Source organism: Campylobacter sp. IFREMER_LSEM_CL292 (assembly GCF_025771615.1).
Classification (GTDB): Bacteria; Campylobacterota; Campylobacteria; order Campylobacterales; family Campylobacteraceae; genus Campylobacter_D; species Campylobacter_D lari_D.
In genome coordinates, this window is sequence record NZ_JAKMQP010000001.1 from 1 (window position 1) to 15258 (window position 15258).

At 28.6% G+C, this 15258-nt stretch carries 16 protein-coding genes; 6 read left to right on the plus strand and 10 right to left on the minus strand.

The annotated features are described in order from the left end of the window. The first annotated feature begins 62 nt into the window (after positions 1-62). Genes L8T82_RS00005 through mog form a run of 6 tightly spaced genes read left to right on the plus strand, consistent with a single transcriptional unit; the run spans position 63 to position 7432 of the window. Positions 63-1469: a COG3400 family protein gene (locus L8T82_RS00005; RefSeq protein ID WP_263725596.1), complete on the plus strand. Its 1407-nt coding sequence runs from the start codon at positions 63-65 to the stop codon at positions 1467-1469. 7 nt (positions 1470-1476) lie between these two features. Next, complete coding sequence (aroB, locus tag L8T82_RS00010) at positions 1477-2535, plus strand: 3-dehydroquinate synthase (protein WP_263725597.1); 1059 nt, start codon at positions 1477-1479, stop codon at positions 2533-2535. Continuing rightward, the gene (locus tag L8T82_RS00015; protein WP_263659670.1) at positions 2532-4061 is read left to right on the plus strand and encodes a mechanosensitive ion channel family protein; all 1530 of its coding nucleotides are present in this window, start codon (positions 2532-2534) and stop codon (positions 4059-4061) included. Before aroB ends, L8T82_RS00015 begins: the two co-directional genes overlap by 4 nt. Then, on the plus strand, positions 4058-5314 hold the full coding sequence (gene mtaB / locus L8T82_RS00020) for a tRNA (N(6)-L-threonylcarbamoyladenosine(37)-C(2))-methylthiotransferase MtaB (protein WP_263660305.1): 1257 nt from the start codon (positions 4058-4060) through the stop codon (positions 5312-5314). The genes L8T82_RS00015 and mtaB overlap by 4 nt, the downstream gene beginning before the upstream one ends. Then, complete coding sequence (locus L8T82_RS00025) at positions 5304-6902, plus strand: AAA family ATPase (RefSeq protein ID WP_220566232.1); 1599 nt, start codon at positions 5304-5306, stop codon at positions 6900-6902. Before mtaB ends, L8T82_RS00025 begins: the two co-directional genes overlap by 11 nt. 2 nt (positions 6903-6904) lie before the next feature. Continuing rightward, a complete protein-coding gene (mog, locus tag L8T82_RS00030; RefSeq protein ID WP_039618174.1) occupies positions 6905-7432 on the plus strand; it encodes a molybdopterin adenylyltransferase in 528 nt (175 codons plus the stop codon). Positions 7433-7444: 12 nt separating this feature from the next. On the opposite strand, the gene L8T82_RS00035 is transcribed toward mog, so the two are convergent. The 10 genes from L8T82_RS00035 to L8T82_RS00080 are packed head-to-tail and all read right to left on the minus strand — an operon-like array spanning position 7445 to position 15146. Then, the gene (locus L8T82_RS00035; protein WP_263659672.1) at positions 7445-7819 is read right to left on the minus strand and encodes a rhodanese-like domain-containing protein; all 375 of its coding nucleotides are present in this window, start codon (positions 7817-7819) and stop codon (positions 7445-7447) included. Between the two features lie 2 nt (positions 7820-7821). Further along, positions 7822-8154 (minus strand): rhodanese-like domain-containing protein, encoded by a 333-nt coding sequence (locus L8T82_RS00040; RefSeq protein ID WP_263666565.1) that lies wholly within the window; start codon positions 8152-8154, stop codon positions 7822-7824. Beyond that, positions 8151-9980 (minus strand): molecular chaperone HtpG, encoded by a 1830-nt coding sequence (gene htpG / locus L8T82_RS00045; protein WP_263725598.1) that lies wholly within the window; start codon positions 9978-9980, stop codon positions 8151-8153. Before htpG ends, L8T82_RS00040 begins: the two co-directional genes overlap by 4 nt. An 11-nt stretch (positions 9981-9991) precedes the next feature. Next, positions 9992-10360 (minus strand): fluoride efflux transporter CrcB, encoded by a 369-nt coding sequence (gene crcB, locus L8T82_RS00050; protein ID WP_263659675.1) that lies wholly within the window; start codon positions 10358-10360, stop codon positions 9992-9994. Continuing rightward, complete coding sequence (locus tag L8T82_RS00055) at positions 10357-11046, minus strand: lysophospholipid acyltransferase family protein (protein WP_263725599.1); 690 nt, start codon at positions 11044-11046, stop codon at positions 10357-10359. Before L8T82_RS00055 ends, crcB begins: the two co-directional genes overlap by 4 nt. Continuing rightward, positions 11024-12229, minus strand: a complete 1206-nt coding sequence (locus L8T82_RS00060; protein ID WP_263673339.1) for a hypothetical protein — start codon at positions 12227-12229, stop codon at positions 11024-11026. The genes L8T82_RS00055 and L8T82_RS00060 overlap by 23 nt, the downstream gene beginning before the upstream one ends. Continuing rightward, the gene (gene purQ, locus L8T82_RS00065; RefSeq protein ID WP_133318939.1) at positions 12223-12873 is read right to left on the minus strand and encodes a phosphoribosylformylglycinamidine synthase subunit PurQ; all 651 of its coding nucleotides are present in this window, start codon (positions 12871-12873) and stop codon (positions 12223-12225) included. Before purQ ends, L8T82_RS00060 begins: the two co-directional genes overlap by 7 nt. Then, entirely contained in the window at positions 12870-13106 is a 237-nt protein-coding gene (purS, locus tag L8T82_RS00070) for a phosphoribosylformylglycinamidine synthase subunit PurS (RefSeq protein ID WP_220566240.1), read from the minus strand. Before purS ends, purQ begins: the two co-directional genes overlap by 4 nt. An 8-nt stretch (positions 13107-13114) precedes the next feature. Beyond that, the gene (gene purC, locus L8T82_RS00075; RefSeq protein ID WP_133318981.1) at positions 13115-13822 is read right to left on the minus strand and encodes a phosphoribosylaminoimidazolesuccinocarboxamide synthase; all 708 of its coding nucleotides are present in this window, start codon (positions 13820-13822) and stop codon (positions 13115-13117) included. A 7-nt stretch (positions 13823-13829) separates the two neighbouring features. After that, on the minus strand, positions 13830-15146 hold the full coding sequence (locus tag L8T82_RS00080; RefSeq protein ID WP_133318937.1) for a S41 family peptidase: 1317 nt from the start codon (positions 15144-15146) through the stop codon (positions 13830-13832). Between the last annotated feature and the right edge of the window lie 112 nt (positions 15147-15258).

The window sequence follows — 15258 nt, forward strand, 5'->3', positions numbered from 1 at the left end:
TAAAACTTTAAAATATAAACTATAACTTTGCTATAATTATGCTTTATATTTTAGAGGTGTGAATGAATAAGATTTTATTACTGGCTGATGGACCTTTTGCGAAAGATTTTTTAAAGAAAATTTATAATAACAAAACCTTCAAAGAGTCTTTGAGTGTTGTGTATTATAATGATGATAGCGTAGACTTAGACTTAGAGAATGAACAAATTTCTTTTTTTAAATTTGATCCTACGAGTTTGATTAAGCTAGAAAATTTATTAAAAGAAAATTTTCATCAAGCTATTATTTATATGCAAGAAGAAGCAGATACATTAGTTTGCTATCAAAATTTAAGAAAATTACATCCAAGATTAAATATAGTTATTATGGATTTGTGGAATAGCCAAATTGATGATAATTTTTGTGAGGTAATTAATATTTATGATACTTTAAGTACAAGATTGACAGGTTGTTTGGATAATATGCCTTCAATGGCACAATTTATAGGGCTTGGACAAGGTGAGATTATGGAGGTTAAAATTCCTGCAGGGTCAAGCTTTGCTTATAGACACATAAGCTCTATTAGCCAAAAACGCTTTAAAATCGTAATGGTTTATAGAAATAATGAATTTATTCTGGCAAGACCTGGGCTTATTTTAATGCCAAATGATAGCATTTTAATCGTAGGTGATCCTAAAGTTTTGCAAAGTGTTTTTACTAATGTTAAAACAAGCTTAGGACGCTTTCCATCACCTTTTGGAGATAATATACTTTGTATTATAGATATGAAAAAAATGAGTGAGTTTGCTATAGAAAAGCTTATTTTTGCAAGCTTGCTTTTGCATGTAAGAATCAATAGCAAAAAACTTTATTTTAAGGTGATTAATCCTACTTTAACTCCTATGTATTATAAACTTAAATCCTTGCATAAAAATAGCACTGAAGTGATATTTGACTTTGAAAGCACAAATATAAAAAACATTAAACCTTTTGTGGAAAATACTAGCATAGGTTTGCTAGTGGTGGAGGATTATCTTTTTGAAAAAGAAAAAAGTTTTCTTTTTACTTTAAAACTTCCTGTATTAAAAGCAGGTAAAGGGGATTTTGCAGATTTAAAATCTTCTGTAGTTTTAAGTTCAAATTTTGAAGATGTAGAGGGTATTGCTTCTATTATGCTTGATTTTAACAAGCAAATTCAACTAGGCCTTGCCTTGTATTACTATGCTTTAAAATTAAATAAAGCCGAAATTTTTGAATATCATCAGTATTTTGAAAGCCTTTCAAAACTTCATGATGAAAAATTACTTTTGATAGAAGAAAAAGAACATAATCCTATCAATAAATTTTCTTACAAACAAAATATATTGCATTTTATACCATTTAATGAAAAAATTTTAGGAAACAATTTCAATAAAATTTTAAAAACGGATTTAAATACGATATATTATAAGATGAATAAAAATTATCAATTGTTTATACCATCATTGTGAGAAAAGAATGCAAGTTAAGGTAAATTTAGATAAAAATACAAGTTATAATGTCTATATAAATGAGTTAGAAAAATTAAATTTTGATACTAAAGTAGTGATTTTAACTAATGAATTAGTTGCAAAACTACATTTGGATACACTTTTGAAAAAAATTCATGCTAAAGAACTTTTTGTTATAAAAATCAAAGATGGCGAAGAGTATAAAAATTTACAAACTATAGAATATATCTTAGATCAAATGTGTACTTATAGGTTAGATAGAAAAAGCTTACTCATAAGCTTTGGTGGTGGGGTGATCTCTGATATGGGTGGTTTTGTAGCAAGTATATATCAAAGAGGGATAGAATTTATCAATATCCCTACAACTTTACTAGCTTGCGTGGATGCAAGTGTGGGTGGTAAAACCGGAGTGAATAATAAATTTGGTAAAAACTTAATAGGCACTTTTTATCAGCCAAAAGCAGTGTATTGTGAGAGTGAGTTTTTAAAAACTTTACCTTCAAGAGAGCTAGCTGCAGGTATGGCTGAATTTATTAAAATGGCTGTGGTTTTTGATGAAGCAATTTTATCTTTTTTGGAAAATTTGGACGAGGATAAAATTTTTAATGCTAAATTAGATGATATTATTTTAGCTCAAATCATCCAAAAAAGTATAGAACTTAAAGCTAATGTGGTTTCACAAGATGAAAAAGAAAGTGGCTTAAGAATGCTTTTAAACTATGGGCATACTTTTGCTCATGTTATAGAAAATCAAACAGGATATAAAAAGTACTTACATGGTGAAGCCGTGGCTATAGGTATGAACATGGCAAATATTCTAGCTTTAAATTTGGGGTTATTAAGCGAGCAAGAATGCCAAAGAGTACAAAAATTGCTTGTGAAATTTAAATTACCCATATCTTATAAAATTTCAAATATAGAAGAGTTTTATAATGCCTTTTTCTTAGATAAAAAAACACATTTTCAAAAGATTAATTTTGTTTTAGCTTGTGGTTTAGGAAAAGCTTGTATAAAAAATGATATATCTAAAGAAGATATTTTACACACTTTAGAGGTGTTTGCATGAAAAAAATTATATTGATTTTGCTCTTACCCTTTACATTACTTTTAGCGCAAGATGATATAGAGCATTTAGAACAAAAATTAAATGAATTACATAATAATTTAGCATATAATACTTGGATAATTAAATATAATAATTTTAACATTTACAGAAAAACTCAAGATGAAATTTTGGCTTTAGAAAAAGAAAGTTTAAAAGCTAATGAACGCAATAAAAGCATTATAGAAAGACAAATTTTAATTTTAAAAGAAAGACTAGAGCTTTTAAGTGAGTATAAAAGTGCAAATTTTTCTAAGATGGTTTTGGCACCTGAAGAAGTTGATAAAATAGATAAGCTAACTAATCCTTTAGCTATTATTTCAGCATACTCACATATAAAAAAATTAAGACGCGACAAAGAAGAATATGTCAATCTTTTAAATAGTTTTAAGCAAACTTTAGATGAGCTTATAAAAGAAAATGTTTTAGTAGCTGAAATAGCTAAATTATCTTCTAATAAAGAGCATGATGAATATTTAAAAATATCCAATCAAATGGTTAGAGATTTTTCACAAACTCTGCGTTTTGGAGAAATTTCTTATTCTGTGTATGAGAAAAAAATTCAAGAAGAGATTGAAAAAACGACAGCTTCAATTAAAATTCAGGGTGTAAGAGCTTTCAATATAGTTTTGGCTATTGTTATAGTTGTAGCCATAGCATTTTTACTCAAATTTATAGCTAGAAAATATATAGGTGATAATGATCGCTTTTATACAGCAAATAAAATCATTAATTTTATTAATATCAATGTAATTGTTTTAATCTTGCTTTTTGGATATATTGAAAATATCAGCTATTTAGTGACCGTTCTTGGTTTTGCTTCTGCTGGTTTGGCTATTGCTATGAAAGATATGTTTATGTCTATGCTTGGTTGGTGTGTGATAGTTTTTGGTGGAAGTTTTAGAGTGGGTGATAGGGTGAGAGTTTTTCAAAACAATACACATTATATCGGCGATATAATTGATATTTCGTTTTTAAGAATAACTTTGTATGAAGATATATCTTTATTAACTTATACAGATAATCGAAGAAGTGGTAGGATAATTTTCATACCAAATAACTTTATTTTTACCAATCTTATATCAAATTATACTCATCATGGGATGAAAACAATTTGGGATGGACTTGATATTACTTTAACTTTTGATTCAAATCATCAAAAAGCCTTAGATATAGTAGAAGAAATCGTTATAAAAGCTTCTAAAGGCTATACAAAAATTGCAAAAGAATCCATGAATAAATTAAGAAATGAATACAGCATTAGAAATCCTAAAGTAGAACCTAGGTTTTTTACATTTTTAGAAGGTTATGGTATGAGAATTTCTGCTTGGTATATGACAAATTCTTATGCGGCCTTGGTTTTAAGAAGTAATATAAGTAAAGAAATTATCAATGAATTTAATAAACATGATGATATAAAAATAGCCTATCCATCACAAAATTTATATATGGCAAAACATGAATTTATAGAAAATAAGGAAGATATTTGAAAAAAAAGGTATATTTTAAAACTTTTGGTTGTAGAACTAATATTTATGATACGCAATTATTAAAAACTTATATTAAAGATCATATTGTCACACAAAATGAACAAGAAGCTGATGTGATAGTGATAAATTCTTGCACGGTTACAAATGGTGCTGATAGTGGGCTTAGAAGTTATATTAATAGTGTAAAAAAAAATGGAGTTAAGGTTATACTTACAGGCTGTGGTGCTGTAAGCAAGGGAAAGGATTTTTTTGATAAAAAAGAAATTTTTGGAGTTTTAGGAGCTTCTAATAAAGATAAAATTAACGAGTTAATCTCACAGGATAAAGCCTTTTATGAGCTTGGAAATTTACGCTTTATTGATACAAAAATCGTAAGTAATTATGAAAATCACACTAAAGCTTTTGTAAAAATTCAAGAAGGATGTGACTTTGCTTGTAGTTATTGCATAATCCCAAGTGTTAGAGGTAAATCAAGAAGCATGCCAAGTGAGGAAATAATAAAACAAATCAAACTTTTGGCTCAAAATGGTTATAGTGAAGTAGTTTTAACGGGTACTAATATAGGAAGTTATGGTTTAAAAGATAAAACTACACTTGGAAAATTACTGCAAGAAATAGGCAAGATTAATGGTATAAAAAGAGTAAGACTTGGGAGTTTAGAACCTGCTCAAATTGATGAGAGTTTTAAAGAAATTTTAGATGAACCTTGGCTTGAAAAGCATTTGCATATTGCTCTGCAACACACTCATGAAAAAATGCTACGCATTATGCGTAGAAGATCACACACGCAAAATGATTTAGCATTGTTTAATGAGTTAAATCAAAAAGGTTTTGCTTTAGGAACAGACTTTATCGTGGCACATCCTGGGGAAAGTGAGTTGATATGGCAAGAAGCTTTAGAAAATTTCAAACAATTTAAACTCACACATATCCATGCTTTTATTTTCTCACCACGCGATGGAACGCATTCTGCTTCTATGAGTGAGCGAATTAATGGTGATATAGCCAAAGAAAGATTAAATATTTTAAAAGATATAGTCGCACAAAATAATTATGAGTTTAGAAAAAACCAAAAAAATATTTTAGAAATTTTAGTCGAGAGTAAAAAAGATGGTTTTTATGAAGGCTATGATCAATTTTTTAATAAAATCAAAATTACAAGCAAAGAAGATATTGCTAAACAATGGATAAGTATTGAAAAATATGAATGCAAAGAAGATTGTAACTATATAAGGTTAGAGGATGAAAAATAAAAAGATTATCTTAGCTTCATTTTTATTGCTTTGTGTTTTTATATTGATTGCATTTTTAAAAAATCAACCAGATTATATTAGCAAGGCTGCTTATGAAGAGCTTTTAGAACAAAATTTAATCCAAAAGGCTATAGTAGAAAATAATGAAATATTATTAAAAAGCAAAGAAGGAAATTTTTTAATCGCTAAAGATGTAGTGGATTTAAATGCTTTGTGGCAAAAAATTCCTTTAGAATATGCTAAAGATTATGATTTGAGTGAGTTTTTTTTGATATTTATTTTACTTGCTTTTCTCATAAGCTTTTTACTCTTTCTTAATAAAAAAAACAAAGATAGGCAAAATTTACTTTCTTTGGAAAAAAATATTTTAGAAAAAAATGAACAAAATAACACCATACAAGATGTAGTAAGTGAAGTTAAATTTAAAGATGTAGCAGGGGTTGATGAGGCTAAGGTGGAGCTTTTGGAAATCGTTGATTTTTTAAAAAATCCTCAAAAATATAAAGATTTTGGCGTGAAAATGCCAAAAGGCGTTTTGCTAGTAGGCCCTCCTGGAGTAGGTAAAACCTTGATAGCAAAAGCAGTAGCAGGTGAAGCTGGGGTGCCATTTTTTTATCAAAGTGGGGCTAGTTTTGTAGAAATTTATGTAGGTATGGGCGCAAAAAGAGTAAGAGAGCTTTTTTTAAAAGCTAAATCAAAAGCTCCAAGTATCATTTTTATAGATGAAATTGATGCAGTTGGTAAAAGTAGGGGGGATTTTTCCAATGTAGAAAGAGATAATACTCTAAATCAGCTTTTAACTCAAATGGATGGATTTGAAGATAATAGTGGTGTTATAGTGATGGCTGCTACAAATAAAATCGACCTTATGGATAATGCGTTATTAAGATCAGGGCGTTTTGATAGAAGAATTTTTATATCTTTGCCTGATTTTAAAGATAGAATGCATATTTTGCAAAATTATATGAAAGAAAAAAAATCTAGCGTAGATTTAGAAAAAATTGCAAAAGCTAGTGTGGGTTTTAGTGGAGCTGCCTTGGAGACTTTAGTTAATGAAGCGGCTATTAATGCTATAAGAAGAAAATCAGATTTAATAGAAGAAAATGATTTTTTTGCAGTGCTTAATAAAGTTTTAATGGGTAAAAAAAAGATTTTTTCTCTAAGCGACAAAGAAAGAAAAATTCAAGCCACATATCAAGCAGCTAAAGCCTTGTGTGCTTTTTATTTTGATGTTAAATTTGAAAAAATTACCCTAATTGAAGATAGGTTTAAAGAATATGAAAATACTATCAAATCAAAATCAGAATTATTAAATAAAATAAAAGTTTTTTTAGCAGGTTCAGTTGCTATGGAGCTTATTTTTAATGAAAGTTACACTAATGCACAAAGTGATCTTTTAAAGGTTAAAGAATTGCTCGTTTTTATGGAAACTTTCGCTATGGCAAATGAGGGTTTATTACAAGAGCAAAAGCAAGAAGTGAAAGAATTTTTAGAATTAATGAAAGAAAAAGTAGTGAGATTAGCTAGCATTCTTTTAGAAAATGAAAAAATAGAAAAACAAGATATAGAAAAAATCATAATGGAGTGAAAATGGTAAAAATAGGAATTTTAGTACTTTCAGATAGAGCAAGTAGCGGAGTTTATGAGGATAAATCCGGAGTAGAGATAGAAAAAATTTTAGATTCTTATATAAAAAATGAAAAAAGCTTTTATTATGAGCTAATTCCTGATGAGTATGATTTAATCATAGAAAAATTAGCTTATTTGGCAGATGAAGTAAAATGTGATTTGATTTTTACCACAGGAGGTACAGGGCCTGCTTTACGTGATGTGACACCAGAGGCAACACAAGCAGTGTGTGATAAAATGCTTCCAGGTTTTGGGGAGTTAATGCGTGCAAAAAGCTTAGAATATGTGCCAACGGCTATACTTTCAAGACAAAGTGCAGGTATAAAAGGAAAATCATTAATTATTAACTTACCGGGTAATCCAAAAGCTATAAGAGAATGTATTGAGCCTATATTTCCTGCTATTCCTTATTGTGTAGATTTGATAGGTGGAGCTTATATTGAAAATAATGAAGAAGTAATTTCTGTGTTTAGACCAAAGAAAAAATAAGTCTAGTTAGACTTATTTTGAGGTTTCATAACCTTGTGATAAAAGTGCGTTTATACCGCCTTTTAAATTAGTAACTTCTATGCCATTTTGATCTAGTAAAGCAGAAGCCTTAGCACTTCTTGCTCCACTTCTACAAACTATAGCAATAGGTTTTTTGCTTGAAATCTTTTTAATTTCCTCAACGAAATTTTTATTCAAGCTTCCATCTTCATTATAAAAGCTAATTTTAATGGCATTTTTTATTGTGCCAGTTTGTACCCATTCACTAGGTTTTCTAACATCAATTACTTGATAATTTTCTAAAATTCCTGCGTTAATATCGATATTTTTAACTTCTGCTAAAACAAAACTAGTACAAAGCATTAAAGATAAAAATATTTTTTTCATAATCAACCTTCTTTTGTTGCTTCATAACCTTGTGATAAAAGCGCTACCATGCCACCATCTAAATTAGTACATTCTATACCTAGAGCATCTTCTATCATCACAGCAGTATGTTTGCTTCTTGAGCCTGTAGCACATACAAAGGCTATGTTTTTATTTTGATAATCTACTTTTTCTTTAAACTCTTGGATGAAATTTTCATTCATAAAGCCATTATCATCGCAAAGTGCGATGAGTACAGCTTCTTTTATAACCCCGCTTTTCCATTCGCTAGGAGTTCTTACATCTATAATGCAAAATTCGTGCAAAATATCTTTAGAAATAGCTATATTTTTCATTTTTCTAAAGCCTTAGAAACGATTTTGCTTAAGGCATTGTTAAATTCACTAGGGTTATCTATACCCATACCTTCGCTAAGTTTAGCCATATTTAAAAGAATATGTGCCATTTCATTAGCTAAAGTATCATTTTCTTTTAAGGCTTTTAAAATTTCATGATTAGGATTGATTTCAAGTATAGGTTTAACTTGCTGTTCTTGCCCCATTTGTTTAAGAATTTGTTGCATAGCAAAATCAGGTTTATTTTGATCATAAACAATACAACTTGGACTATTTGAAAGTCTTTGGCTAAGTTTTACCTCTTCAACATCATCTTTTAAAACTTCTTTTATTTTGATGAGCAAGCTTGCAAATTCAGCCTTTTGTTCTTCGCTAGTTTCTTCGCTAGCTAGATGATTGATAGCGCTAAATTTTAAGCCTTCAAATTCATTCATCATAGGCATAACTATGGTGTCAATTTCCTCATCAAGTAATAAAACATTGATATTTTTTTGTTTATAGCTTTCAAGAAGTGGAGAATTTCTTAAAAGCTTTTCATTTTTTCCACTAATATAAAAAATTTCATTTTGACCTTCAGCTAGGTTTTGTTTATACTCTTCAAGATCAATTAATTCTTCTTTATTTGAGTTTTTAAAATATAAAAGCTTAGCTATAGCGTCTTTATTTTCGCCAAAACCATATAAACCCTCTTTTAAAACTTTTCCAAAATTTTCATGGAATTTAAGATAGTTTTCTTTATCTTTTTCTTTAAATTTTTTAAGTTCAGCTAGGATTTTTTTAACACTTGCTTCTTGAACGCTTTTTAAGATTTTATTTTCTTGTAAGATTTCACGACTAACATTAAGCGGCAAATCTTCTACATCAATAATCCCACGCACAAATCTTAGATAAGTTGGTAATAATTCTTTATCATCATCACTTATAAAAACTCTTTTAACATAAAGTTTTAAACCACTTTTATAATCTACTCTATAAAGATCAAATGGAGCTTGCGCAGGTATAAAGAATAAAGAATTGTATTCTATAGAACCTTCAGCTTTTGTGTGGATATAAAGCATAGGTTTGTTTGAATCATGGAAGTTTTGTTCATAAAATCTTTCATAATCTTCAGCTTTTAAACTTGCTTTATTTTGTCTCCATAAGGCACTTGCTGTATTAATTTGAGTGTTTTTTAATTCTTTTTTAGGTTCTTTTTCACCTTCTTCTAGTGGTAAATATTCTTCTTTTTCCATGAAAATAGGAAATTGTATATGATTTGAATATTTTTCTACTATGCTTTCAATGCGGTATGAGTTTAAAAACTCTTCATCTTTTAAATGCAAGGTTATGCAAGTGCCTTGTTCGTCTTTATTTGCATCTTCTATTTCATAGCCACTAGCATCAGAAGTCCAAAGATAAGCTTTGTCATCTAATGCTTTTTTGCTTAAAACTTCTATTTTGGAAGCTACCATAAAAGCAGAGTAAAAACCTACACCAAATTGTCCTATAAGTTGAGAGTCTTTTTTGGCATCACCACTTAAGTTCTCTAAAAAGCTTTTTGTGCCACTTTTAGCAATGGTTCCAAGATGATTGATTAAATCGTCTTTATTCATACCTATACCATTATCACTTATAGTTAAGGTTTTTGCTTCTTGATTGAAATTAATTTGAATTTTTGGCTCAAAATTTAAATTTTTATAAGCATCATCACTCACGCTTAAATAACTAAGTTTATCAAGTGCATCACTTGCATTAGAAATAAGCTCTCTTAAAAAAATTTCTTTGTTAGAATACAAAGAATGAATCATAAGTTGTAAAAGTTGATTAACTTCAGTTTGAAATTGCATTTATATCTCCTTTATTTAAAAATTAAAAAACCAATCCATACTGCCAAAAGACAAAGGATAACATTTAAAATAATATTTATAAAAAAGTGAAAATAATCACCATTTTGCAAAAATAACAAATTTTCATAAGAAAAAGTTGAAAAAGTTGTAAAGGCACCCAAAAAACCAGTGCTAATTAAATTTTTAGTAAAAATATGCACACCTTTAGAATTTGCATAAGAAAAAAATAAACCTATTAAAAATGATCCTATTATATTGACCATTAATGTCCCATAAGGAAAGTTATGAGGAATGATTTTATTAAAAAGGTTGCTAGTAAGCATTCTGGATATGGCCCCTAAAAAGCCTCCAAAACCTACAGCTAAAATCGTACCAATCAAGCTTGTGACCTTTCGCTATCTAAGATTGTTTGCATTTTTTCTCTAGTTTGCTCAAGCCAATCATCTTTACTTGTATCGACAAGATCTAGAAATACCACTTTTAAAACACCACTATTTGCACTAAAGTTTTGGGTGTCTAAAATTTTAGCTGAATCAACAATTACCACAGGCTGGACTTTTAACTTAAGCTTTTCACTTAAAATTTTAGCTCCGACTTTAAATTTTAAAAGTTTTTGTGTTTTAGATCTTGTGCCTTCTGGAAAAATGGCTAAAATTCTATCCTCATTTAATCTTTCTTTGGCTTCTTTTAAAAGCTTTGCTAGACCCTTTGGACTTCTATCTATACAAATAATTTTTGGTTTTTTAATCAAAGTTTTAAAAACAGGGAGTTCGCCTAGTTCTTTTTTAGCTATCCAAGATATATTTTTTGGGCATAAATCTTCCAAAACAACTATATCTAGCAAGCTTTGATGATTGATTAAAAGCAAATTAGCTTGAGGGTGTATAGAACCTTGGGTTTGAATTTTATAGTTTATTACATATTTTTGCAGTTTTGACCATACTTTTCTGATTTTCCAAATTTTTTCTTGCGATTGCAATAATAAAAAGGCAATACATAAAAATATAATAGATAAAATAAATTCTACCCAAAATATTAAAGCTTTAAATCTTTGATAAATCTTCACTTTTCACCCAGCCTATTTTTCCATTATTAAATAAAATTTTTCTGTATTCATCTCTTGAATCTAACACTTCTACTTCTTGTTTGTATTTCCCAGAATAAAAATGAGTTGAGTTTAGAGTTGGTAAAATTTGTACTTTACTTTCAGCTTTTAATATAGCTTTATATATGTTATTTTGAGCTAAAAAACTTGCTATTAGAGCCAAAATTGCCAAACCTAAAGCTGTGTAGCTTTTTTTAAATACAAACCATAAAGCGAAAATACCACACAAGCTCCATAAAAAAACTTGTTTGTAAAAATTAAAATCATTAGTTTTTGGATTTAAATCACTTTGTGTACTTATACTATCTTCTTTAAGTTCTATTTTTAAGGAAAAATCTTTTAATTCTTTAGAATTTAAATTAAAGTAAGAAAACTCAAAACGCGTTTTACTTTTATCTAAAATAGCATAATAAAATCCACTTTGTTTTTCAAAATCGCCTTTAATAGCCTCTACACCTTGTTTTTGGATATCTTTTATGTTAAAACTTGCTAGATTTGTGTTTTCTCCTGCAAGTTCTATAAATAAAATTATACTATCATTATCAAAACTACTCGCTTTTACTTGTTTAACTTCCAAATTGCTTGCAACTATATGTGAGTATTTATTAGAAGGAGCATCGATTTTTTTAAGTTTAATGGGCTTTATAATTAATGATGAGCTTTGAAAAATATGATCATTTCTGCTTAATGAAACGATGATTTTGTTTAAACTAGCATTTAAACTTTTAGCTTCAAACCATAATTTTGTATGATATGAATTAGCCTTTTGTTCCCAAATAGGATTAGGATTGATCCAAAGCATATCATCACTTTTTTCAAAACTCACATTTAAATCAAAACTCACATTAGTTGTGGTAATAACCTCAAGATCTATAGTAAAAGCCTCATCTATATAGGCTTCATCGGTGTATTCTTTTGCGTTTAATACTAAAGAACCTTGAGGGATGAAATTTTCATCATCGATTTTACTTTCATAATTACTCTCATCACTTGGAGCGATAGTTTGATAAATTTGCTTAGCTTGATCATCTAATTGATTATAATTTTTTTCTAAAGTGTTATAATCTTCAAAAACACTATTTTCTTGAGCATATAAGTTAAAAGTTAGTAAAAAAAGACAAAAAAATTTGAAGGTTTTTAGCAATTTAAAAATCCTTCAAACATTTTAAGTCCTACTTTTGATCCAAGAATATCATCGCACATTCTTTCAGGATGTGGCATTAATCCAAAGACTTTTTTATTTTCATCACAAATTCCTGCTATATCGTTTAAAGAGCCATTTGGATTATTGATATATCTTAGTAAGATCATATCTTTATCTTCTAGCATTTTAATACCATCTTCGCTATTAAAATAATTTCCTTCTCCATGAGCAATAGGTAATTCTATGATATCATTTTTTTGAAAATTTTTCAAAAAAGCATTATTATTTGATACTACTTGCAATGCTTGCATCTTAGAAATAAAACTTAAACTATTGTTATGTTTCATAGCTCCTTTTAAAAGTCCAAGTTCTAATAAAATTTGAAAGCCGTTACATATGCCTAGAACATATCCACCTTTTTGAACATGCTCTTTAAGTGTTTTTATAGCAGGAGCAAGTTTTGCAATAGCAGCACATCTTAAATAATCTCCATAAGAAAAACCTCCAGGTAATACGATTAAATCTGCACTAAAATCTTGTCTTTCATGCCAAATGATTTCAGTTTTTACCCCTAATTTTTCAAAGGCATAAGCTGTATCAAACTCACAATTAGTTCCAGGAAAACGAATAATAGCTACTTTCATAATATTATCTCATAATCTTCTATCACAGTATTTGCAAGTAATTCTTTACACATTAAATCAACTTGTTTAAAAACTTCTTCTTTATCATCACAAGCTATATCAAAACTAATTTGTTTTGAGGTTTTAACATTTGCAATATTATTAAAATCCAAAGAATGCAAAGCCTTTTCTATGGCTTTGCCTTGAGGATCTAAAACCCCATTTTTAAGTGTGATATTTATAGTTACTTTCATTATTTTTCCTAACTTAAAATTCTTTTTAAGACTTCTTCGTAAGCCATTTTTACATTACCTAAGTCTTGTCTAAAGCGATCTTTATCTAATTTTTCATTAGTTTTGCTATCCCAAAATCTACAGCTATCAGGACTAATTTCATCAGCTAAGATCATATTTCCTTCATTATCAATACCAAATTCTAATTTAAAGTCAATCAATCTTAAACCTTTAGATTCAAAGAATTTTACTAGAATAGAATTGATATGTCTTGCGGTATTTTTGATTAATTCTAAATCTTTTTCACTTTTTACTAGATTTAAAATCAAACAATGCTCATCATTGATGATAGGATCACCTAAATCATCATTTTTATAACAAAACTCAACTACAGCAAAAGGTAAAATCGTGCCTTCTTTAATGCCTAATCTTTTTGTTAAAGATCCTGTAGCTACATTTCTAGTAATAACTTCAATGGGTATAATATTACATTTTTTAACAATTTGTTCTTTTTCGCTGATGGTTTCTACTAGATGGGTTTTAATGCCTTCTTTTTCTAAGAGATGAAAAATTTCAGTACTAATTTTACAATTTAATGCACCTTTTCCTGCTTCATTACCCTTTTTTTCTGCATTAAAAGCTGTTAAATCATCTTTAAATTCTGTGATGAGCAAATTCTCATCATCAGTTTTAAACATTTTTTTACCTTTTCCTTCATATAAAAGATCTAATTTCATAGCCATTTTACTCTCCTTTTGTAATGTTTAAAATTTTAATTGCATCTATTGCGGTTTTTAGTTGTATGTCATTATTAATTTGTTCTTTGGTAATGATATTTTTATCTTCTTTGTTGTCTTTTTTCTTTTCTTGATGTCCGATTTTATCTAGTTCAGCTTGTAAGTGTTTTTTAAGATCACTTTCTTTGATCTCAAAGCCGTGATTTTCTTCTTTACTTACTTTTCCTGGAAATACTTCTATATCAGGATTAACTCCAACAGCTTGTATAGTTCTACCACTTGGTAAATAATATTTTGCTATAGTAAGTCTCAAGCCTTCTTTACCTTTTTCATCCATAGGTAATATAAGTTGCACACTACCTTTTCCAAAGGTTTTTTCTCCTATGATAATAGCGCGTTTAAAATCCTGCAAAGCCCCACTTACAATCTCGCTCGCACTTGCACTGCCACCATTTACAAGCACTACTAAAGGTGCATTGGTGATTTTTTTACTAGGATTTGCTTTAAATTCTACATTCTCGCTTTCAATTTTACCTTTTTGTGAAACGATTACTCCTTTATCTACAAAAAGATTTACTAAACCCACTGCTTGATTTAAAATACCGCCTGGATTGGTTCTAAGATCTAGTATAATTCCTTTTGTATTAGAATGTTTTTTGATCGCTTTACTAGCTTCATCTACAACATTTTTATCAAAATTAGTCACTCTTAAATAAAGTAAATTTTCATTTTCAATTAATTTTGTATAAACACTATCTACTTTTATGATATCTCTTTTTAAATTTACATCAAATGGCTTTGTATCACCTTTTCTATAAATAGTTAGAGTAACCTTTGTTTTAGGCTCTCCACGCATTTTAGAAACAGCTTCATTTAAAGTCATACCTAAAGTTGATTCGTTATTAATTCTTAAGATAATATCATCAGTTTTAATACCTGCTTTATCCGCTGGACTTCCTTCTATAGGAGCTACAACACTAATTGCTCCATCTTTTTGGGTAATAGTAAAGCCAAGTCCACCAAATTCCCCATTAGTTTGTTCTTTAAGCTCTTTATAACCTTTTTCATCTAAGAAGGAAGAGTGGGCATCTAAATTTGTAAGTAAACCTGCTATGGATTTATCAACCAAATCTGTATAATTAACATCATCAACATAATATTGTTCTATGATAGACATAGTTCTTGTAAGTTTAGATAAAGCTTCTATTTTTTTTTCTGCTTCGCTAGGAGCGGGATTTTTAGCTTGCAAGTTAGTAAAAATAAAAGAAGCGGTTATTAAACTACAAATGCTAGCTGCGATAATAAGATTTCTTTTTGTCTTCAAAGGAAAAACTCCAAAATAAATATGAATTCATAAAATAATTATCTAATTTTAGTTATTTTTGCTTAAAAAATCGTAAATAAAGTAAATATTTTTATGATATTAGTGTATATAT

Bases quoted from the DNA above. Each gene is read 5' to 3' on its own strand.
- purS (WP_220566240.1), bottom strand. From the start codon at position 13,106: ATGAAAGTAACTATAAATATCACACTTAAAAATGGGGTTTTAGATCCT.
- L8T82_RS00035 (WP_263659672.1), bottom strand. From the start codon at position 7,819: ATGAAAAAAATATTTTTATCTTTAATGCTTTGTACTAGTTTTGTTTTA.
- L8T82_RS00040 (WP_263666565.1), bottom strand. From the start codon at position 8,154: ATGAAAAATATAGCTATTTCTAAAGATATTTTGCACGAATTTTGCATT.
- purC (WP_133318981.1), bottom strand. From the start codon at position 13,822: ATGAAATTAGATCTTTTATATGAAGGAAAAGGTAAAAAAATGTTTAAA.
- mog (WP_039618174.1), top strand. From the start codon at position 6,905: ATGGTAAAAATAGGAATTTTAGTACTTTCAGATAGAGCAAGTAGCGGA.
- aroB (WP_263725597.1), top strand. From the start codon at position 1,477: ATGCAAGTTAAGGTAAATTTAGATAAAAATACAAGTTATAATGTCTAT.
- purQ (WP_133318939.1), bottom strand. From the start codon at position 12,873: ATGAAAGTAGCTATTATTCGTTTTCCTGGAACTAATTGTGAGTTTGAT.
- L8T82_RS00005 (WP_263725596.1), top strand. From the start codon at position 63: ATGAATAAGATTTTATTACTGGCTGATGGACCTTTTGCGAAAGATTTT.
- L8T82_RS00015 (WP_263659670.1), top strand. From the start codon at position 2,532: ATGAAAAAAATTATATTGATTTTGCTCTTACCCTTTACATTACTTTTA.
- htpG (WP_263725598.1), bottom strand. From the start codon at position 9,980: ATGCAATTTCAAACTGAAGTTAATCAACTTTTACAACTTATGATTCAT.
- L8T82_RS00025 (WP_220566232.1), top strand. From the start codon at position 5,304: ATGAAAAATAAAAAGATTATCTTAGCTTCATTTTTATTGCTTTGTGTT.